This window comes from Streptomyces sp. NPDC045678, from assembly GCF_056432085.1.
The window spans coordinates 947,017-967,404 of the sequence record NZ_JBWKJS010000002.1 but is presented as its reverse complement, the minus strand read 5'-3'; the positions used below and the strand labels follow the sequence as shown (position 1 = coordinate 967,404).

The following is a 20,388-nucleotide window of genomic DNA, read 5'->3' as shown; positions in this document are numbered from 1 at the left end:
CCCCGGGCCGGTTCAGCCCGGGAACCGGCCCGCGTCGCGCAGGGCCCAGCGGCGTTCCGCGTACGCCAGGTCGTCGCGCCACAGCCGGGCCGCCGCCGCCCTCATGAGCGGCCGCAGCGCGGGCGCGGCGGCCCTGGCGGCGAGGAAACCCGGGCGCCCGGACGTGGCGATCACCGCCTCGACGACCGCGGTACGGGGGTGCCCCGCCCGGTCCGTGCCCAGGGGCGTCGCATGGGTCTCCACCACGGAACCCTCGCCTTCGCCCCGCGTGATGTGCATGACGACGGTACGGGGCTCGGGAGCGGTGAAGACCGCCCGCACCGGCACGACCGCGCGCCCCGCCACCTTGAACGACACGTCGACGGTGAACGCGTCCTGCCGCGGATCGTCCCGGTCGCCGTCCGCGACGGGGGCCACGGTCAGATCGACGAAGGAGTACGGGTGGAACCACGCGCCGTGCCAGGGGTCGAGCCGGTTGGCGACCACGTCCTCCGGCTCGCAGCGGCCGGCCACCGTCATCACGGCCGTCACGCTCTCCCCCGGGTCGGGACGCCAGGGCAGCACCGGCCGCTCCAGCGGCGGTTCGCCGCCGACGTCGTCGAGCCTGACCCAGATCAGGACGCCGTCGTCGAAGGCTGGATACGGACTCCAGCCCGCGAACGGTGTCCCGTCCAGGGACATGCCGTGCCAGTGACAGATCAACGTCCCGCAGCGCACCGGACTGTCCTTGAGCGGGGCGCCCAGATGCGGACAGGCCCCCGGGCCCGCCCGCAGCGCACCCTCGGCGTCACGCCACAGGACGATCTCCCGCCCCGCCACCGTGCGGCCCAGGGGGCGGTCGTCCCTGAGCTGCCGGGTCGCGCCCAGCACGTACCAGTTGCCCGACGGACGGCCCTGGGCACGCTTCAACGCGGCGGCGATCACGGCGGGCCGTGCCTCGCGCCAGGTCGGCCGCTGGTCCTCCCAGGCCACGGGCCTGCGGCGCAGCCGCAAGGGGTAGCGGCCGGGCTTGGGGTAGCGCCCGGGCTCGGGGGAGCGGCTGCCGCTCATACCGGCTCCTTCCGGGAGTGCGGGGCGTACGTGCCGTGGTGCGAGGACGCCTCTTCGGGCGGGGTGGGCGGCAGAGCGGGGGCGCCGTCCGGACGGTGCCGCAGGCGGGCGGCGACCACCCGGGCCAGGCCGTCGCAGGCGACCGCGGCGCGGCGGCGGCGGGAGACGGCCGCCCGCCGGTGCAGGACGGCGTATCCGCCGTCGGCGATCGCGTCCAGGATCGCGCCGTACAGCACGAAGGCGGTGCGGATGCAGGGGCGTGCGACCGGATCGAGCATGGCCAGGCCCGGGGCCGCGGTGGCGTAGACGCCGCGGGTGAGGGCGGCGGCCTCCTTCAGCGCCGCGGTGATCCTGGGATCCCCGCGACCGGTGGTGCGGCTCCAGTGCAGCAGCGCCCGGTCGACGCCATGTGCGGCGAGCAGGTCCTGGGGCAGATAGATCCGGCCGCGGTCCAGGTCCTCGCCCACGTCCCGCAAGAAGTTGGTGAGCTGGAAGGCGACCCCGAGGGCGGCGGCGTGCGGTGCGGCCTCGGCGCGGGGGACGACGGTGCCGAGCACCGGCAGCATCTGCAGGCCGATCACGGCGGCGGAGCCGTGCATGTACCGCTCCAGATCGCCGTAGGTGGGGTACTCGGTCACCTCCAGGTCCTGGCGCATGGACGTCATGAAGTCGCTGAAGTGCAGCGGGTCGATGGCGTACCGGCGGGCGGTGTCGGCCAGCGCCGTCACGACGGGTTCGCTGCTCTCCCCGGTCCGCATCCCCAGGTCGAGCTGCGCCTGCAGCCGCCGCAGCGCCAGGGAGCGTTCGGCGGGCGCGGTGGTGACCTCCAGGTCGTCGACGATGTCGTCCGCCCACCGCGCGAAGCCGTACAGGGCGTGCACGGCGGGCCGCCGTTCGATCGGCAGCAGCCGGGTGGCGAGGAAGTACGTCCTGCCGTGGCGGGCGTTGAGGCGCCGGCAGTGGCGGTAGGCGGCGCGCAGCGCGGGATCGGTGATCGCCGCCGCGTCCAGCTCGCGGCCGCTCATCCGCTTTTCCCCTCGGCGCCGGTGGCCGCGGGCCGCCCCGGGGTGCGGGCCGCCTCGCGCGGCGGTCCCGTGATGCGCGCGGCCGCCAGTTTGCCGGAGATCAGGACCGTGGGCACGCCCACACCGGGCGTGGTGCCGCAGCCCGCGAGGACCGCGTTGTCCGTGCCCCGCACGAGGTTGCGGGGCCGGAAGGGGCCGGTCTGCGGGAAGGTGTGGGCGGCGGAGAACGGGGTGCCCGCCGCGTGTCCTTGGGCGGTCCAGTCCGCGGGGGTCACCATGCACTCCTCTTCGATCGCCGCCCCGATCCCGGCGAGTCCGCGCCGCTCCAGTTCGCCGAGGAGGCTGTCGCGGTAGCGGGGCGCGAGGTCGGTCCAGTCCCGGGCGGCGGGGCCGATGTCGGTGTTGGGGCAGGGGGCGAGCACGTAGTGCAGGTGGCGGCCGTGCGGGGCGAGGGAGGGGTCGGTCGCCGTCGGCCGGGTGATGAGCAGGGACGGGTCGGACATGAGCTTCCCGGTGCGGGTCAGTTCGTCGAAGGTCCGCTCCCAGGCCGACCCGAAGGAGATCGTGTGGTGGGCCAACTGGGGCCAGGTGCGGTCGGTGCCGACGTGCAGGACCACCGCGGACGGCGAGTGCCGCAGCGGGACCGGGCGGCGCGGGGCGCGGCCCAGGAGCGCGTAGGCGACGGGGAGGTCAGGGGTGAGGACCACCGCGTCGCAGGGGATGCGGCCCCGGTCGGTGACGACGGCCGTGATCCGCGAACCCGACCTCTCCAGGCGCTGGACCGTGTGCCCGTACCGGACGTCGGCGCCCGCGTCCTCCGCGGCGGCCGCCATGGCGCGCGGCACGGCGTGCATGCCGCCGCGCGGGAAGTGGACCCCGGCGACGGTGTCCATGTAGGCGATGACCGCGTAGGCGGCCAGGGCGCGGGCCGGCGGCACACCCGCGTACAGCGCCTGGAAGGAGAAGACCCGCCGCAGCCGCTCGTCGGAGATGAACGAGGCGATGCGCGCGTCCAGGCGCCCGAAGCCGCCGAGGGCGGCCAGCCGGACCAGGTCGGGGGTCAGGAGTTCCAGCGGGGAGTCGAAGTTGGTGTCGATGAACCGGCGCATCTGGAGCCGGTAGAGCCGCGTGAGCCAGGCGCGCAGCCGCCGGTACCCCATGGCCTGCCGGGTACCGGCGAAGCGTTCGATCTCGGCCTCCATGGCCTCGGGCGCGGTGTGCACGTCCAGGGAGCCGCCGTCGGCGAACCGGGCCCGGTAGGCGGGGTGCAGCGCCACGAGGTCGAGCCGGTCGCGCAGGCTGTCACCCACCGCGGCGAAGGCGTCCTCGACGAGTTCCGGCATGGTCAGAACCGTGGGGCCGGTGTCGATCCGGTAGCCCCCGCGCTCCACGAGCCCGGCCCGGCCGCCCGGTTGCCCGGCCCGTTCGACGAGCGTGACCGCCCGTCCCGAGCCCAGCAGATGCAGGGCCGCGGACAGGCCCGCGAGCCCGGCGCCCACGATCACCACATGGTCGGTACGGCCAGGAATGGTCCTCATCGGCTCCCGCTCTCGGTCCAGGGAAAACACGGGGCGTCGGGCGCGTGGCCGGACACGGGCAGACCGGCCACGCGGCAGAACAGTTCGCGCAGCCGCCGGTCCGCGTGGGGGACCAGAGCGACGGCGGCGAGGTGACGGTGCGCCTGCCGGACCAGTTTGTGGATCTTGTCCTCGACGATCCCGCGGGCCCCGGTCGTCACGAACGCCTCCCGCACCCCGCGCACGTCGTCGTCGGCCAGATCGGCCCTGCCCACACACCGGTCGAGCAGCGCCAGCACGTCGTGATCCGCCGCGGCCTCGGCCCTCGCGGCCGCCACCGCCAGGAGGTACGTGCCCTTGCCGTCGCGGATGTCGTCCCCCGAGGGTTTGCCGGTCTCCCCGGGATCGCCGAACGCGCCGAAGAGATCGTCCCGCAGCTGGAAGGCGATTCCGGCGCAGCGACCCGCCGAACAGAGCGCTCCGGTCGTCGCGTCGTCGGCCCCGGCGAGCGCCGCGCCGAGGGCCAGCGGGCGTTCGACCGAGTACAGGGCGGTCTTGAGCACGGCTGTCCGCACCGCTTCGGTCATCGACCGCGACCCGGTGGCCTGCCCCCGGAGGTCCAGGTACTGGCCCGCGACCATCTCCGCGCGCATGGCCCGCCACAGTCCGCGCACCCGGGGCGCCCGCACCGCGTCGAGGGCGGTCGCGGCGACCACGTCGTCGGCCCAGCTGAGCGCCAGGTCACCGGCGAGGATCGCGGCGGCCGTCCCGAAGTCCTGTTTCTCGTACGGTCCGTACTGGTTCCGGAGATCCACGTGCACCGCGTCCCTGCCCCGGCGCAGTGGCGAGCCGTCCATGACGTCGTCGTGGACCAGAGCGCACGTCTGGATGAGTTCGAGCCCCGAGGCGAGGCGCAGGGCCGCGTCCACCCGGCCGGGCCCGGCGCCTCCCGCGCGGGCCCGAAGGCCCCACCAGAGGAACTGCGACCGGATGCGCTTGCCGCCGCTCAGGGTGAACCGGGCCACGCGGTCCGCGATGTCCCCGGCGAAGACGGGGTCGATGGCTCTGGCTTCCTCGAGCCGTCCCTGGAGGATGCCCTCCAACGTACGGTGCACCGCGGCGGACACGTCGGCGTCGATGTCGCACGCGCTCGCTCCGTCCAGGGTGTCCTGCCTGGTCCCCTCCGCGGGTCCCGAGAGCATGGCGCGGCCTCCCACCGTGACACTTGATCGATACGGGTCACAGAACGCTTCGGGCGCCGTAGGCCTGTCGGATGCACCCGCACGGCACCTACCGACCGTCACCGGGACGGCGCGGGTGACGCCGGTGGGTGCACGGTGTGCGAACGTGTCCAAATCCGTGGCCAAGGCCATGGAACTGGCCATTCGGCCGCGGTTTCGGGGGCGAAATTGCGTCAGCCATCCGGCCCCCCATGCGGTGGCGCCGACTCCGGGTCGTCACCGCCCGGGCGGTCGGTAGCCCCTATCGTCGCTGGTCACAGTGCGTGTCCTGACCGTTACAGAGCCACGGGTGTTCACCGAACGGTTGATCCGGTCTCAAAGGTCGAGCACAAATTCCACACATGGCCTCTCCATACCCGTCCCCATGCTCTAGATTGTCCGTGCTTCAGCTGTTCGGGCGCGAGGCAGCTATAAATCAGCAATAGTCCGGCGTTGCGGACAGCGAGTGATCGCGTGCCGACGCCGTACGTGGGGGTGATCAATTTCCTGGGGCCCGGGGCGGGCTTCGGGTGCGGGGAGCACCCGGGGTTTGGACGGGTTCCGGTTTCAGTTCGTGATTCCGGCAGGACGAGTGCGTCCTTTGCCGCTGGGGTGGGTTGTTCACAAGCGCTGAATTGTGCGGAATGCCGTGCGCGTGGGGCGTGCGCTTTCCGCGGGGAGGAACAGCGCGGCGCGGGAGGCGGGGGTCTCCCGGGGGAGGACCAGTGCGGGAGGCGGGGGTCTCCCGGGGGGGAGGGGCAGTGCTGGGCGAACACGTCGAACCACTGGGAACCTGGGGGGTTCTGTGCGGCAGGGGGGATTAGTCAGCCCGTTTCCGTCGGCGCGAGGGCGTCTGACGAACGGGGCGATCGGCCAGCCCACAACTGAATGGGAGCAGCGGTACCGGCGCACCGTGATCACCAGCGATACCCTGGCCACCGCCTTTGTGGTGGCTGGAATAGGTATCTTCTTCGGGGCCCGGGACGCAGCCAACTGGCATGAGAAGTGGGGCATTCTCGCATTCGGCACCGAACTCCTGGTGTTGGGCGCATTGGCGGTCAGCCGTGCGTGGGCTCCGTCCGTACTGGGACAGGGCGCCGAGGAATTCAGGCGCCTCGGACGTTCACTCTTCACCGCGGTCGTCGTCCTGGCGCTCGGCGGAATCGCTCTCACCTCGCGCAACATCAAACTCTGGATCTTCGTGGCGATCCCCGCGATCGGGCTCGTCACCATGACCGCGCGGTATCTGCTGCGCCTGCGGCTGCACAAGCGGCGACAGGACGGACGGTGCCTGCGGCCGGTGCTCGCCGCCGGCAGCCCGGCCACCGTGCGCGACCTGATCACCCGGGCCCGCAAGCTCCCGCACCTCGGCTGGCGCGTGGAGGCGGTGTGCACGGCGGACGGCATCGGACCCGAAGGCGACCATCTCGACGGAGTGCCGATCGTCGGCGGGCTCGCGGACGTCGCGAACCACGTCCGCCGCGACGGCTACCGGGTCGTCGCGGTCACCCCGGACCCGCACTGGTCACCGGACCGGCTCCAGCGGCTGGCCTGGAACCTCGAGGGGAGCGACGCCGAAATGGTCGTGGCACCCGTCCTGATGGAGGTGGCGGGCCCGCGGCTGCACGTCGACGCGGTGCTCGGGATCCCGCTCCTGCGGGTGAGCATGCCCACCTTCACCGGGGGCCGGCGAGTGGTCAAAGGCTTCGTCGACCGGCTGGGCGCGGCGTTCCTGCTGGTCCTGTTCGCGCCGCTGATGGTGCTCGTCGGCCTGCTCGTCCTCGCGGACAGCCGGGGCGGGGCGCTCTACCGCCAGCGAAGAGTCGGCAAGGACGGCCGCGAGTTCACCATCTTCAAGTTCCGCACCATGGTCACCGGGGCGCACAGCGCACGCGCCCAGCTGACCGACCGCAACGAGGGCGCGGGACTGCTCTTCAAGCTCCGCAGGGACCCGCGGGTCACCCGGGTGGGGGCGGTGCTGCGGCGGTACTCGCTCGACGAGCTCCCGCAGCTGTTCAACGTACTCACCGGATCGATGTCGCTCGTCGGGCCGCGGCCCCCGCTGCCGGAGGAGTCCGCCGCGTACGGCCCGGACATCAGGCGGCGGCTGCTGGTCAAGCCCGGGCTGACCGGTCTGTGGCAGATCAGCGGGCGCAGCGACCTGCCGTGGGAGGAGGCGGTCCGCCTCGACCTGCGGTACGTGGAGGACTGGTCGCTCGCCCTCGACACAGTGATCTTGTGGAAGACGCTGCGCGCGGTGATCCACGGCCAGGGGGCCTACTGATGCACGGGGACCGGCGCCCGCACAGGGCGCGTACAGCAGGCCGGGAGAGCCGGCCTTGGGGGGAGTGACCAGTCATGAAGGTCAGCGTTTTCGGGCTCGGCTACGTGGGCTGCGTGTCGGCCGCGTGCCTGGCCGGCAGGGGGCACGAGGTCATCGGCGTCGATGTGAACCAGGTGAAGGTCGACCTGGTCAACGACGGCAAGGCCCCGGTGGTCGAGGAGCGGATCGGCGAGCTCACCGCCGAGGTCGTACGGACCGGCGCGTTACGCGCCACCGCCGACGTCCGCGAAGCGATCGCGGACAGCGAGGTGTCGCTGATCTGCGTGGGCACGCCGTCGGAATCCAACGGCAGCCTGTGCACCACGTACTTGGAGCGCGTCACCGAAGAGATCGGCATCGCGCTCGCCGAGCGGGGCGGACGGCACACCGTCGTCTTCCGCAGCACCATGCTCCCCGGCACCTGCCTCAACCTGCTCGTGCCCATCCTGGAGAAGCACATCGGCGGCACCGCCGGGGTGGACTTCGGGGTCGCGGTCAACCCGGAGTTCCTGCGCGAGGGCACGAGCGTGCGGGACTTCTTCGACCCGCCCAAGACCGTCATCGGCGAGCTCGACCCGGCGAGCGGCGACGCGGTCGCGGCGCTCTACGAGGGTCTGCCCGGCGAGGTGTTCCGGGTGCCGGTCCCGACGGCCGAGGCGATCAAGTACGCGGACAACGCGTTCCACGGCCTCAAGATCGGCTTCGCCAACGAACTGGGCGCCGTGTGCCAGGCGCTCGGTGTCGACTCGCACCAGGTCATGGACGTCTTCATGGCCGACCGCAAACTGAACATCAGCTCCGCGTACCTGCGGCCGGGATTCGCCTTCGGCGGCTCCTGCCTGCCCAAGGACCTGCGCAGCCTGGTCCACGCCGCGCAGCGCGCCGACGTCTCGGTGCCCATCCTGTCCCACGTACTGCCGTCCAACGCCGACCACTTGCAGCGCGCGGTCGAGCTGGTCGAGCGCACCGGCAGGCGCCGGGTGGGGATGTTCGGGCTCTCCTTCAAGCCCGGTACCGACGACCTCCGCGAGAGCCCGCTCGTCGAACTGGCGGAGAGACTCTTCGGCAAGGGGTACGACCTGCGGATCTACGACGCCAACGTCAGCCTCTCGCGGCTGATCGGCGCCAACCGCGAGTACATCGAGACCCGGCTGCCGCACCTCGCGCAACTGCTCGCCGACTCCGTCGACGACGTACTGGAGCACGCCGACGTGTGCCTGGTCGGGACCAAGGACCCGGCCGTGCTCTCGGCGCTGCCCCACGGCGAGGGACCGGTACTGATCGACCTCATCCACCTTCCCGACGCCGACGCGCGCCGGACCGAACCTGGGTACGTGGGCCTTGCTTGGTAATGCAATACGTGACGACCGGCCCCGCCGGCGCGCGCTGATCCTGGTGGAGAACCTGTCGGTGCCGTTCGACCGGCGGGTGTGGCAGGAGTGCACGACGCTCCGCGACGCGGGCTGGACCGTGCACGTCATCTGTCCCCAAGGCACCAAACGGGACACCGAACCGGAGGCGGAGATCGACGGGGTGCGGATCCACCGCTACCCGTTGCGCGCCGCCACCGGCGGTCCCGCCGGCTATCTGCGGGAGTACGGATCGGCGTTGTGGCACACGGCACGGCTGATCCGCGAGGTCGGCCCCGTCCACGTGGTCCACGCCTGCAACCCACCGGACCTGCTGTTCCTGCCGGTCCGGTGGCTGACCCGGCGCGGCGCCCGGTTCGTCTTCGACCAGCACGACCTGGTGCCCGAGCTGTACCTCTCCCGGTTCGACCGCGGCGAGGACCTCCTCTACCGGGGCGTGTGCGCGCTGGAACGGATGACCTACCGGGCCGCCGACATCGTGCTCGCCACCAACGAGAGCTACCGGGACGTCGCGGTGCGCCGCGGCGGCAAGCGGCCGGACGACGTCTTCGTGGTGCGCAGCGCTCCCCAGGTCGACCGGTTCCAACCGGTGGCCCCGGAGCCGGAGTTGAAGAACGGCAAGCCCCATCTGCTGTGCTACCTCGGCGTCATGGGACCGCAGGACGGCGTCGACTACGCCCTGCGGGCCCTCGCGAAACTCCGCGACGAGCTCGGCAGGACCGACTGGCACGCGGTGTTCGTCGGCGCGGGCGACGCCTTCGACGCCATGGTGGAGCTGTCCCGGCAGCTCGGGCTCTCCGACCAGGTGGAGTTCACCGGCCGAATACCCGACGCCGACCTGGTGCGCTATCTGTCCACCGCGGACGTGTGCCTCTCGCCCGACCCGCACAACCCGCTCAACGACGTGTCGACCATGAACAAGGTCCTCGAGTACATGGCGATGGGCAAGCCGATCGTCTCGTTCGACCTCCGTGAAGCCCGCGTCTCCGCCGGGGACGCCGCCGTCTACGCGCCCGCCAACGACGAGGCGCAGTTCGCGAAGCTCATCACGGAGCTGCTCGACGACCCGGAGAAGCGCGCCCGCATGGGCGCGATCGGCCAGGACCGGATCACCGGCCGGCTCTCCTGGCAGAACTCCCAGCAGCAACTGCTCGCCGCCTACGACGCCGCCTGCCGCGGACGCACCGCGGCGCCGAGAGCCGCCCCGGGACGCCAGGGGAGGAGGCGGCTCCGTTGAACGACGAAACGATACGACTGGCCACGATCGGCCAGGTCCTCCGCCGACGGTGGCGGCTCCTCGCGGTCCTCACCCTGATCGGCGCACTCGTCGGGTACGGCGCCTCGGTGGTGCTGTTCCCGCCCCGGTACACGGCATCGGCGTCCGTACTCCTGCCGGGGCAGTGGGAGGAGCGCGAACTGCTCACCCAGGCGGAGGTCGCGACCAGCTCGTCGGTGGTCGACCGCGCGGCCGCCGAGCTCGGCTGGAAGGGCGTCGCCGCCACCGAGCTGAAGGACAAGGTCAGCGCCAAGGCCACGGACGGAAACATCATCAAGATCTCGGGTACGGCAGAGAGCCCGGAGCGCGCACAGCAGCTCTCCGACCGCATGGCCCAGCAGTTCGTCAGGTTCTCCGCACGGCTCACCGGCGGCAGCGCCGACACCGCCACGGAGACGGGCCCCGAGGCCCTCCGCAAGAAGGTGGAGGCGACCAGCCGCCGCATCAGCGAGCTCGCCGACGCGGCCGACCCGGGACAGACCGTGGAAGGCGTCCAGGCCCGCACCTCCCTGGAGAAGCTGCGTGCCTCGCTGGAGGAGGCCATGAAGAAGCTGGACCAGGCCGAGACCGTGTCCAGCAAGGCCGGCATGGTCGTCATGGGGCCGTCGCCCCGGCCGACCGGGGAGGCACCGCCGACGCGCACGCAGCTCGTGGCGGGCGGGGCGCTCCTCTTCCTGGTGTCCGCCGTCATCGGCCACCTCGCCGCCGCCCGCACCAACCGCAGGCTGCGCACCGAACCCGAGATCGCCGCGGCGCTCCGCTCCGAGCTGCTCGGCACCGTCGACGTACCCGACGAAGGACGCGCGCACCGGACGGACGGCGGCGGTCCGCGAGCCCTGATCCGCCGGTTCCTCGGCCTCGACACCCGGTGGGACACACCGGCCCCGCAGCGATCCGCCGACGAGGCGGGACGGCGGATCCGCTACCGGCGCGTGTGCGCCCGCCTCCGCAACAAGGTGCCCGCCGCCCGTCGGCTGCTCGTCGTCGTGCCCGAGGGCGACGGGGTCGCCCACCGGGCCGCCGGGCAGCTCGTCGCCGAGTCCGCGGGCGATCCCTCCGCGGCCGCCGCGAACAGGGGGTACCCCGTGCTGCGCGTGGTCGAAGTCCCTGTCTCCCGGCCTGTGGTACCGGACAGCGGCGCCGAGTCCGGTGCCCTGGTCGTGCTCAGCGCCGGCAACTGGACCGCCGCCGAACTCGGCGGCATCGCCGAGGCGTGCGCGGACGGCAGGCACGAGGTCGTCGGCGTCGTCGTCGCGGGCGCGGTCCGTGCTCGCCCGGGACGCCCCGCCGACCAGCCCCCGGAGAAGGCCACCCTGGCCCTCGCCGCGCGCGGCGACGCGACGGGAGGCCCGGCGTGACGACGAACCCGACCGCGGACTCCCCGGCGCCCACCCCACTCTTCGACCTGCACTCCCTGGTGGTGTCGGTGCGCAGGCGCCGCCGCCTCTGGTGCTCGCTCGCGCTCCTCGGGCTGCTGATCGGCGCGGCCCTCGCGGTCGTCATGCCGCCCCCGCCGAGCGCGGTGACCAAGGTGCTCGTCACGCACCAGGAGGACCAGCCCAACGACACCGGAACGCTGATCCGTACCGACGTCGAGATCCTGGGGACCACCCGGATCGCGAGCAAGGCCCTCCAGACCCTCAAGTCCCCCGAGAAGCCGGAGGACTTCCTCCAGGACTACCGGGGCACCGGCCTCACCAACAACCTCATGCAGATCGACGTGACGGGGAAGGACGACGCCGAAGCGGTCGCCCGGGCCAAGGCACTGGCGGACGCGTTCGTCGCGGACCACGTACGGCGGATGCAGGCGGCCGCGAAGGCCGAGGCCAAGGCGCTGCGCGACCAGCGCGACCGGATGCGGGACGAACTCACCGAGGTCAACGAGTCGATCGGCGACAGGTCGCCGGAGACCGACCCGCAGGACTCGGCGAGCATCGAGTCCCTCTTCTCCCGCCGGGCCGAACTCACCTCGCGCATAGCCGACTACGACCAGCGCGCCGAGGAAGCCCAGATGGGCACGCCCAAGATCATCGCCGGTACGCAGATCGTGGACGCCCCGCGCGCGGTGCCGCAGTCGCTGCCCAAGTCGGCCGCCACCAAGGCCGCGATCGGACTCGTCCTCGGTCTCGTCCTGGGCCTCGCGCTGGCCGCCGTCACCTCGGTGGTGGCCGACCGTCCCGTACTGCGCCGCGAGCTGGCGGCGAACCTGGGCGCCTCGGTCATCGCCGAGCTGCCCCGCGTTCCGCGCCGACCGGCCGGACGCTGGCAGCTCAAGCGCACCCGGGCGGCACGCGAACGGCTCGCCGCCTCCCTGGCCCGCACCGCGCGCGGCTCCAGGGAACCGGTGTCCCTGCTGGAACTGGGCTGCGCGCGCACCACGGGCGCGATCGCCCTGGACCTCGCGGGGGTGCTCGCGGCGGAGGGTCCCGTGGTTGTCATCGACGGCCTGCCCGGCTCGGAGCTCGCCGACAACCGCCGCATACCCGCAGACGTGACCGTCGTCGGCGGCGAGCGTGCCGCGACCGTCCCGCACCAGGTGCGCCGCATAGGAGTCGGCTCGGTCGCGCCCGGCACGGCGTGGACCGACCTCCAGTACCTGGGCGGCCAGGCCGTGCTCGTCGTACGGGCAGGACACGGCAGCGCCGCATGGCTGCACACCGTGGCACGGCAACTCGCCGAGCAGCGCATCCCGGTGATCGGTGTGGTGCTGATCGACCCCGACCCCCGCGACCGGACCGACGGGACGCTGTGGGACGGACTGCACACCGCGCTGCGAGGCCCTCATGAGCGGCCGCCCCGGCAGAGCGGCGGGGGTGGCTCCCACGCCGTGCAGGCAGTGGGAGAAGGGCAGCCGCGAACGGAAAGGCCGTCGGTACCGGCCGCACGGGTCCCGTACAGCGACCAGGAGGCCAGGTAGAACATGTGTGGCATCGCAGGAACGTACCGATGGCCCGACGGCAAGGCGGTGACCGACCGGCTCACCGACGTCCTCGCCCACCGGGGCCCCGACGGGTCGGGCAGGTACAGCCATCCCGTCGGCGACGGCGAGGTGCACCTCGGGCACCGCCGCCTGGCCATCATCGACCTGTCCGAGACCGGCGCCCAGCCGATGGTCTCGGACGGCCTCTCCCTCACCTACAACGGCGAGCTGTACAACGCGCCCGAACTCCGCGCCGAGCTGACGGGCGCCGGGGTGCGCTTCCGCGGCACCTCCGACACCGAGGTGCTCCTCGAAGCCTGGCGGCGCTGGGGCACGGACTGCCTGCCCCGGCTGCGCGGCATGTTCGCGTTCGCCGTCTTCGACGAGCGGACCGGCGAACTGGTGCTCGCCCGCGACCAGCTCGGCATCAAGCCGCTGTTCCTGCTCCGGCGCGGCGGCGGCATGGTGTTCGCCTCCGAGCTCAAGGCGCTCGCCGCCGTGACCGGCGGGTCCCTCGAGGTCGACCACGCGGCCCTGGTGGCCTCGCTCCTCTACTACTGGGTGCCCGACTCGCGGTGCGCGTTCCGCGAGGCGGAGAAGCTGCCGCCGGGGAGCTGGCTGCGGATTCGGCCCGACGGCCGGGAGGAGCGCGGCACGTACTGGAACCTCAAGGACGTGGCAGCGGAGGGCCAGGAGCGGGCCCGCAGCGGCGAGCGGCCCGACCTGGCCGCCATCGTCGAGGAGTCGACCCGGCAGCACCTCCTCTCCGACGTCCCCGTGGCGACCTTCCTCTCCGGCGGCCTCGACTCCAGCTACCTGACCGCGCTCGCGGCCCGCCACCAGCCCGGGATCTCCGCCTACACCATCGGATTCCGCGCCGCGGACGCCAAGTTCGAGGCGATGCCGGACGACCTGCGCTACGCCCGGCAGGTGGCCCAGCAGTTCGGTGTGGACCTGCACGAGATCGAGATCGCCCCGAACGTCCTCGACCTGCTCCCGCAGATGACGTACTCCCTGGACGAGCCGATCGGCGACCCCGCCGCGATCAACACGTTCCTGATCTGCTCGGCCGCCCGCGAGGCCGGCGTCAAGGTGATGCTCTCCGGGATGGGCGCCGACGAACTGTTCGCCGGGTACCGCAAGCACCTGGCCAACCTGCTCGCGCTCCGCTACCAGCGCGTCCCGGGGCCCCTGCGGCGCGGGGTGTCCGGTGTCGTGGACCGGCTGCCCGTCGCCACGGCCCGCCGGGGCTACCGCTCGGTGCGCTTCGCCAAGCGGTTCCTCTCCTTCGCCGACCTGCCGGAGGAGACCGCGTTCCGCCGCAGCTACACCATGTACGACCAGGACGAACTGCTCGCCCTCGTCAACCCGGACCTGGCGGGCACCGTCGACGACGTGCTGACCGAGCACGCGGACATCTACCAGGACAACGACCTCGACGACTTCGTCAACCGCATGTGCCTGGGCGACGCCCGGATGTTCCTGCCGGGCCTCAACCTCGCGTACACGGACCGCTCCAGCATGGCGGCGTCGACCGAGGTGCGGGTGCCGTACGTGGACGTCGACGTGGTCAGGGCGGCTTTCACCGTGCCCGGCGACCGCAAGATCGTCGGACGGCAGGGCAAGGCCGTCCTCAAGGAGGCCGCCACATCGGTCCTGCCCAAGGAGATCGTGTACCGGCCCAAGGGTCTGTTCAGCGCGCCGCTGCGGGCCTGGATGAGCCGGGACCTGGCGCCACTGGTGCGCGAGGTCGTCAACGACGGCGTGCTCGTCAACTCCGGGATCCTGCGCCGCGACGCGCTGGCCCGCATGGTCGCCGAGGACGCCGCGGGGCAGCGGGACTTCTCCAAGCATCTGTGGCATGTGCTGACGCTCGAGTACTGGTACCGCGGCGCTGTCTCCGGCTCCGGCCGGAGCCAGGCGGCCTGAAACACGTAAAACAAGAGGAGCTCGGGTGAAACAGGTTGTGCAGAACTACAAGAGCGGCGAACTGGCGCTGCTCGACGTGCCGGCACCGGGATGCAAGCCCGGCGGTGTCCTGGTGCGCAGCGCCTACTCGCTGATCTCCACCGGAACCGAGCTCATGAAGGTGTCCGAGGCCGGCATGTCGATGGTGGGCAAGGCCCGCTCCCGGCCGGACCAGGTGGCCAAGGTCATGCAGAGCGTGGCCACCAACGGCGTGCCCGCCACGTACCGCAAGGTGATGGGCAAGCTCGACTCCTACACGCCGCTGGGCTACTCGCTGTGCGGCGTCGTCGAGCAGGTCGGCGACGGGATCGACGACGTGGCCGTCGGCGACCTCGTGGCCTGCGCCGGCAACGAGCACGCCCTGCACGCCGAAGTGAACTGGGTGCCCAGGAACCTCTACGCCCCGGTGCCGGACGGCCTCGCGCCCCGGCACGCGGCCTTCGGCACCGTCGGCTCGATCGCGATGCAGGGCGTCCGCCAGGGCGAGCCGCAGCTCGGCGAGGTGGCGCTGGTCATCGGCCTCGGCCTGATCGGGCAGCTGGTCGTGCAACTCCTCGTCGCATCGGGCGTCCGTGTCGTCGGGGCCGACCCCGATCCGGCGCGCTGCGAACTCGCCGAGCGGCTCGGCGCGGCGGCCGCCGGAGACCCCGCGTCCGCCGCAGTGGAGGCCGCCGTCGCCGAACTCACCGGCGGCCACGGCGTCGACCAGGTGTATCTGGCCGCGGGCGGCGGCAGCAACCAGCCCGTCGAGCTGGCCGCCCACCTGAGCCGTGACCGCGGCCGGGTCGTCGACATCGGCAAGTGCCGTCTGGACCTGCCGTGGAACGCGTACTACGAGAAAGAGCTCGACGTCCGGTTCTCCCGCAGCTACGGCCCCGGCCGCTACGACCCGTCGTACGAACTGGAGGGCCGCGACTACCCGATCGGGTACGTGCGCTGGACCGAGCGCCGCAACCTGGCGTGCTTCCTCGACCTCGCCGCCCGCGGCAGCGTCGACGTGGAGCCCCTGATCTCCCACATCGCCGACTTCGACGCGGCCGTGGAGACGTACCAGAACCTGAAGGACGGCGACCTCAAGGCCGTCGCCGTGCTCTTCCGCTACCCCGAGCAGACGACGGAGGCGGGCGAGGCGGCGGCTCCGGCGGTGACCGTGCCCGCGGTGAGGCTGAGCGGCGGGTCGTCCGCCCCGGCCCGCACCACCAAGTCGCCGGTGCGCCTCGCGTTCGTCGGCGCGGGGAACTACGCGACGTCGATGCTGCTGCCCCACCTGACCGGGCGCGACGGCGTCGAGCTGGCGACCGTGGTCACCACGACCGCGCTCTCCGCCGCCAACGCGAAGCGGAAGTTCGGCTTCGCCGAGGCGACCACCGACCTCGACGCCGTGCTCGGCGACAAGTCCGTCGACGCGGTCTTCGTGGTCACCCGCCACAGTTCCCACGCCGAGCTGACCAAGAAGGCACTCCACGCCGGCAAGGCGGTCTTCGTGGAGAAACCCCTGGCCCTCGGCGAGGACGAACTGGCCGACGTGCTGAAGGCCGTGGAGGAGTCCGGCAACGACCGGCTCCAGGTGGGCTTCAACCGCCGGTTCTCCCCGCTGCTGCGCGAGGCCAAGAAGCGGTTCGGCGCCCGGACAGGACCGGCCAGCGTCCGCTACCTGGTCAACGCGGGCCAACTGCAGCACGGCAGCTGGTACCTCCGGCAGGGCAGCGAGGGCACGCGGTTCGCCGGCGAGGGCGGGCACTTCATCGACACCGTGAGCTGGCTCCTCGACGCCGACCCGATATCGGTGTACGCGCTCGCCACCCCCGGCAACGATGACCTCCAGGTCGTCCTGCGCTACCCCGACGGGTCCACCGCCACCATCAGCTACGTGACCTCGGGACCGGCCAGTCTCCCCAAGGAGACCCTGGACCTGGTCGCCGACGGCAAGGCGCTGCGTCTCGACGACTTCGTCCGCGCCTCCGTGTACGGAAGCAAGCGATGGGTCAGTTCCCGGCTGCCCAAGGCCAGGGACAAGGGCCAGGAGGCCGAACTGGCCGCGTTCGTCAGGGCCGTGCGCACCGGCGGCCCCATGCCGGTGCCGCTGGAGTCCCTGGCCGCCACCACCGCGGCCACCCTCGCGGTGCGGACCGGCCTGGCCGGCGGCGCGCCGGTGACACTGGTGGGCGCCGAATGAGCATGAGCCCGGGCTGGTACCTGCGGCGGCTCTCCCGGATGGGACCGCGGGAGGTCGGCGGCCGCGTCGGCGACGTCGTGCGCAGGCGGCGCTGGCGGTCCGCGCCGCCCGCCTGCCCGCACCCCGCCGATGCCCGGTTCACCGCGGTACTGCCCGCGGGGACGCTCGCCGCCGTGCCGCCGGAGGCCGCGAAACGGCTCGTCGCCGAGGCGGACCGGCTGCTGGCCGGGCACGTCGAGTTCTTCGGCGTGGTCCGCGACGACCTGGTGGACCCGGACTGGTGGTACGACCCGAAGACCGGGCGGCGCGCCCCGTGGGGCTACGCCTTCGACGTGCCCTACCGCGACGAGGACGCGGTCGGGGACATCAAGCAGATCTGGGAGCCCTCCCGGCACCAGTACCTCACCGTGCTCGCCGCCGCCTACGCGGTCACCGGGGACGAGCGGTACGCGCGGCGGGTGGACGAGCACCTGCGGTCCTGGTGGGCGGCGAACGCGCCGCTGCGCGGAGTCCACTGGATCAGCGGCATCGAGCTGGGCATCCGCCTCCTTTCGTGGGTGTGGATCCGCAGGCTGCTCGACAACTGGCCGGGCGCGGCCGACCTGTTCGAGAACAACCCGGTCGCGGTCAACCAGATCTGGCACCACCAGCGCTGGCTCGCCGCCTTCCCCAGCCGCGGCTCCTCGGCGAACAACCACGTCATCGCCGAGGCCGCGGGACAGCTCGCCGCGTCCTGCGCGTTCGCGTGGTTCCCGACCTCCGCGCGCTGGCGCGACGGCGCGCTGCGGTCCCTTGAGCGGAACCTGCGCGGCAACACCTTCCCGTCCGGCCTCAACCGCGAACTGGCGAGTGAATACCACGGACTCGTCCTCGAGCTCGGGCTGGCCGCGGTGGCCGAGGCGGACGCCGCGGGCGTCGCCGTCCCCACGACCGTACGCCTCGTGCTGCTGCGCATGACCGACGCGCTCGCCGCCGTCGTCGACAACCGGCTGCGGCCGCCCCGCCAGGGCGACGCGGACGACGGGCACGGACTCGTCGTGGACGGCCCGGGCACCGACCGCTGGGCCTCGCTCCTCGCCACCGGGGACGCCGTGTTCGGCCGGCTCGACTGGTGGCCCGAGGTGCCGGCCAGCGACGTGCGCACCCCGCTCCTCGCGGCGCTCCTCCGCCCGTACGCGAAGAACGACAGCCCGCGGCGGGTGACCCGTCCGGCGAGCCGCCCCGCCCACTTCGCCGACGCGGGCATGACCATCCTGCGCGGCCCGGAGAAGATCTGGTGCCGCTGCGACGGCGGCCCGCACGGCTTCCTCTCCATCGCCGCGCACGCCCACGCCGACGCGTTGTCCGTGGAGGTCAGGCACGACGGGGTGGACGTGCTCGCCGACCCCGGCACGTACTGCTACCACGGTCAGCCCCAATGGCGGCAGTACTTCCGCTCCACCCTCGGCCACAACACCCTGCAACTCGACGGCGCCGACCAGTCCGTGTCCGGCGGCCCGTTCCTGTGGACCCGGCACGCCCGCACCCGTGTCCTGGTCGCCGACACCTCCGGCCGGGACGTGGCCCGCTGGTGCGCCGAACACGACGGCTACCAGCCCTCCGTACACCGCCGCCGCGTCGAACTGACGGCGGATGAGCGGGAGGTGCGGATCACCGATGAGGTGCACGGCCCGCACCGGACCGCACGCCTGGCGTTCCACCTCGGACCGGCGATCACCGCGGACCTCGAAGGGAACCGGGCCACGCTCACCTGGGCCCGGGACGGCGAGGACCGCTCCGCGGTGCTCGAACTGCCCGAGGAGCTTCGCTGGCAGGCGCACCGCGGCGAGAGCGACCCTTCCCCGAGCTCTGCGAGTGGAGGGCACGCCGTGCTCGGCTGGTACTCCGCCGGGTTCGGACGCAAGGAACCCTCCACCACGCTGATCGGCACCGGATCCACCGACGGCGTGCGGGGCTTCACCTCCGTACTCAGGTTCCAGGGTTAGGGGGGACACGTGGGGATCAAGTGGCGGCACTGGGCACTGCCCGCGGCACCGCTGGCACTCGCCCTGCTGGCGGTGACCGGCTGCGACAGCTCGTCGGGAGAGCCGGGCACACCGGGTACGTCGGACGCGCGGTCGAAGCCGACCGCCGCGCCGACCGCGTCCGTGGCACGGGTGTGCGCCAAGCCCGCCGCCGGTCCCGAGAAGGCGCCGGCGGGCGCGGTGACGGTCGACCCCAAGGTCGTCGGCGACCTGGCAGAGAAGACCAAGAGCAAACCGGCGAACACCACGTTCTGGCTCAAGCCGGGCAGGCACCGGCTCGAATCCGACCGGTACGCGCAGATCATGACCAAGAAGGGCAACCGCTACATCGGCGCGCCCGGCGCGGTGCTCGACGGCCGCAAGACCAACCAGTACGCGTTCAGCGGCACCGCCGCCGACGTCACCATCAGCCACCTGACCGTGCAGCGCTTCGTCGCGCCGCACAACGAGGGCGTGGTCAACCACGACATGGCCGACGGCTGGGTGATCGAGCACGCGAAGATCCAGAACAACTCCGGCGCCGGGCTGATGGCCGGGGCCCGGCAGCAGGTCCGCGACAACTGCCTGCGCGACAACGGGCAGTACGGAATGAACGCGTACAAGACCGGAGACTCGATCAAGGACCTGGTGGTCGAGGGCAACGAGGTCGTGGGCAACAACACCGGCAACTGGGAGCGGCGCCGCCCGGGCTGCGGCTGCACCGGCGGCATCAAGTTCTGGGCCGTCGACGGCGCCGACATCCACGGCAACTGGGTCCACGACAACCGCGGCGCCGGGCTGTGGGCCGACAACAACAACAACGACTTCCGCATCGAGGGCAACCTCCTCGAAGCCAACGACGGCGCCGCGCTCATGTACGAGACCAGCTACAACGCGGTCATCCGCAACAACACGTTCCGCAAGAACAACTGGGTCGAGGGCCGCAGGAACGCCGACCGCGGGGACGACTTCCCCTACGCGACGATCTACGTCTCCGAGTCCGGCGGGGAGCCCCGGGTCCGCGCCCGCACCGACAAGGTCGAGATCTACCGGAACGTGCTGGAGAACAACTGGAACGGCATCACCCTCTGGGAGAACGCCGACCGGTTCTGCAACAGCCCGGCCAACACCTCGACCGGTTACTGCACGCTGCTGGTGAAGGACACCGACAGCTGCAAGCGGCCTGCCATCACCAAGGCCCCGCTGTACGCCGACTGCCGCTGGAAGACCCAGCGCGTGGACATCCACGACAACCGCTTCGACCTCGACCCGTCGGTCGTCGAGTGCGGGGACGACTGCGGCCGCATGGCGATCATCTCCAACTACGGCACCTACCCCAAGTGGTCGCCGTACAAGGGCAAGCGGGTCTCCGAGGCGATCACCGAGAAGCAGCGCAACAGCTGGCACGACAACGACTACCGCGGACCGTGGAACTTCGTCGCGGGCGACCAGACGCGGAAGCTCGACTCGGGACAGTGGCAGGACACCCCGCCCCGCCAGGACGCGGGCAGCACCTTCGTCCGGCAGGACGGTGGCTGAG

The 20,388-nt window shown here is 72.2% G+C and carries 13 protein-coding genes; 9 read left to right on the top strand and 4 right to left on the bottom strand.

The features are described from left to right. Positions 1-12: 12 nt before the first annotated feature. The 4 genes from AC07DO_RS10810 to AC07DO_RS10795 are packed head-to-tail and all read right to left on the bottom strand — an operon-like array spanning position 13 to position 4,794. Positions 13-1,050 carry a Rieske (2Fe-2S) protein gene (locus tag AC07DO_RS10810; protein WP_479058515.1) on the bottom strand — a complete coding sequence of 346 codons (1,038 nt, stop codon included), beginning with the start codon at positions 1,048-1,050 and terminating at the stop codon, positions 13-15. Beyond that, entirely contained in the window at positions 1,047-2,075 is a 1,029-nt protein-coding gene (locus tag AC07DO_RS10805; protein WP_479058514.1) for a phytoene/squalene synthase family protein, read from the bottom strand. The genes AC07DO_RS10810 and AC07DO_RS10805 overlap by 4 nt, the downstream gene beginning before the upstream one ends. Beyond that, a complete protein-coding gene (locus AC07DO_RS10800; RefSeq protein ID WP_479058513.1) occupies positions 2,072-3,613 on the bottom strand; it encodes a phytoene desaturase in 1,542 nt (513 codons plus the stop codon). The genes AC07DO_RS10805 and AC07DO_RS10800 overlap by 4 nt, the downstream gene beginning before the upstream one ends. After that, the gene (locus AC07DO_RS10795; protein ID WP_479058512.1) at positions 3,610-4,794 is read right to left on the bottom strand and encodes a polyprenyl synthetase family protein; all 1,185 of its coding nucleotides are present in this window, start codon (positions 4,792-4,794) and stop codon (positions 3,610-3,612) included. Before AC07DO_RS10795 ends, AC07DO_RS10800 begins: the two co-directional genes overlap by 4 nt. A gap of 823 nt (positions 4,795-5,617) precedes the next feature. Between AC07DO_RS10795 and AC07DO_RS10790 the strand changes: the two genes are divergently transcribed. The 9 genes from AC07DO_RS10790 (at position 5,618) to AC07DO_RS10750 (ending at position 20,387) form a co-directional block, all read left to right on the top strand. Further along, on the top strand, positions 5,618-7,096 hold the full coding sequence (locus tag AC07DO_RS10790) for a sugar transferase (protein WP_479058511.1): 1,479 nt from the start codon (positions 5,618-5,620) through the stop codon (positions 7,094-7,096). Positions 7,097-7,170: 74 nt separating this feature from the next. Further along, positions 7,171-8,487, top strand: a complete 1,317-nt coding sequence (locus tag AC07DO_RS10785) for a nucleotide sugar dehydrogenase (protein ID WP_479058510.1) — start codon at positions 7,171-7,173, stop codon at positions 8,485-8,487. Beyond that, the gene (locus tag AC07DO_RS10780) at positions 8,477-9,742 is read left to right on the top strand and encodes a glycosyltransferase family 4 protein (RefSeq protein ID WP_479058509.1); all 1,266 of its coding nucleotides are present in this window, start codon (positions 8,477-8,479) and stop codon (positions 9,740-9,742) included. Before AC07DO_RS10785 ends, AC07DO_RS10780 begins: the two co-directional genes overlap by 11 nt. After that, positions 9,739-11,139, top strand: coding sequence for a Wzz/FepE/Etk N-terminal domain-containing protein (locus AC07DO_RS10775; RefSeq protein WP_479058508.1), 1,401 nt, complete (start codon positions 9,739-9,741; stop codon positions 11,137-11,139). The genes AC07DO_RS10780 and AC07DO_RS10775 overlap by 4 nt, the downstream gene beginning before the upstream one ends. Then, the gene (locus AC07DO_RS10770) at positions 11,136-12,698 is read left to right on the top strand and encodes a Wzz/FepE/Etk N-terminal domain-containing protein (RefSeq protein ID WP_479058507.1); all 1,563 of its coding nucleotides are present in this window, start codon (positions 11,136-11,138) and stop codon (positions 12,696-12,698) included. The genes AC07DO_RS10775 and AC07DO_RS10770 overlap by 4 nt, the downstream gene beginning before the upstream one ends. A 3-nt stretch (positions 12,699-12,701) precedes the next feature. Then, entirely contained in the window at positions 12,702-14,630 is a 1,929-nt protein-coding gene (gene asnB / locus AC07DO_RS10765) for an asparagine synthase (glutamine-hydrolyzing) (RefSeq protein ID WP_479058506.1), read from the top strand. Positions 14,631-14,655: 25 nt separating this feature from the next. Then, positions 14,656-16,845, top strand: a complete 2,190-nt coding sequence (locus tag AC07DO_RS10760) for a bi-domain-containing oxidoreductase (protein WP_479058505.1) — start codon at positions 14,656-14,658, stop codon at positions 16,843-16,845. After that, positions 16,842-18,830, top strand: a complete 1,989-nt coding sequence (locus tag AC07DO_RS10755) for a heparinase II/III family protein (RefSeq protein ID WP_479058504.1) — start codon at positions 16,842-16,844, stop codon at positions 18,828-18,830. Before AC07DO_RS10760 ends, AC07DO_RS10755 begins: the two co-directional genes overlap by 4 nt. Before the next feature lie 9 nt (positions 18,831-18,839). Continuing rightward, on the top strand, positions 18,840-20,387 hold the full coding sequence (locus AC07DO_RS10750; RefSeq protein WP_479058503.1) for a right-handed parallel beta-helix repeat-containing protein: 1,548 nt from the start codon (positions 18,840-18,842) through the stop codon (positions 20,385-20,387). Position 20,388 lies beyond the last annotated feature (1 nt).

Excerpts from the sequence above, each read along its gene's own strand:
- AC07DO_RS10810 (WP_479058515.1), bottom strand. The coding sequence starts at position 1,050 with ATGAGCGGCAGCCGCTCCCCCGAGCCCGGGCGCTACCCCAAGCCCGGC.
- AC07DO_RS10805 (WP_479058514.1), bottom strand. The coding sequence starts at position 2,075 with ATGAGCGGCCGCGAGCTGGACGCGGCGGCGATCACCGATCCCGCGCTG.
- AC07DO_RS10800 (WP_479058513.1), bottom strand. The coding sequence starts at position 3,613 with ATGAGGACCATTCCTGGCCGTACCGACCATGTGGTGATCGTGGGCGCC.
- AC07DO_RS10795 (WP_479058512.1), bottom strand. The coding sequence starts at position 4,794 with ATGCTCTCGGGACCCGCGGAGGGGACCAGGCAGGACACCCTGGACGGA.
- AC07DO_RS10785 (WP_479058510.1), top strand. The coding sequence starts at position 7,171 with ATGAAGGTCAGCGTTTTCGGGCTCGGCTACGTGGGCTGCGTGTCGGCC.
- asnB (WP_479058506.1), top strand. The coding sequence starts at position 12,702 with ATGTGTGGCATCGCAGGAACGTACCGATGGCCCGACGGCAAGGCGGTG.
- AC07DO_RS10755 (WP_479058504.1), top strand. The coding sequence starts at position 16,842 with ATGAGCATGAGCCCGGGCTGGTACCTGCGGCGGCTCTCCCGGATGGGA.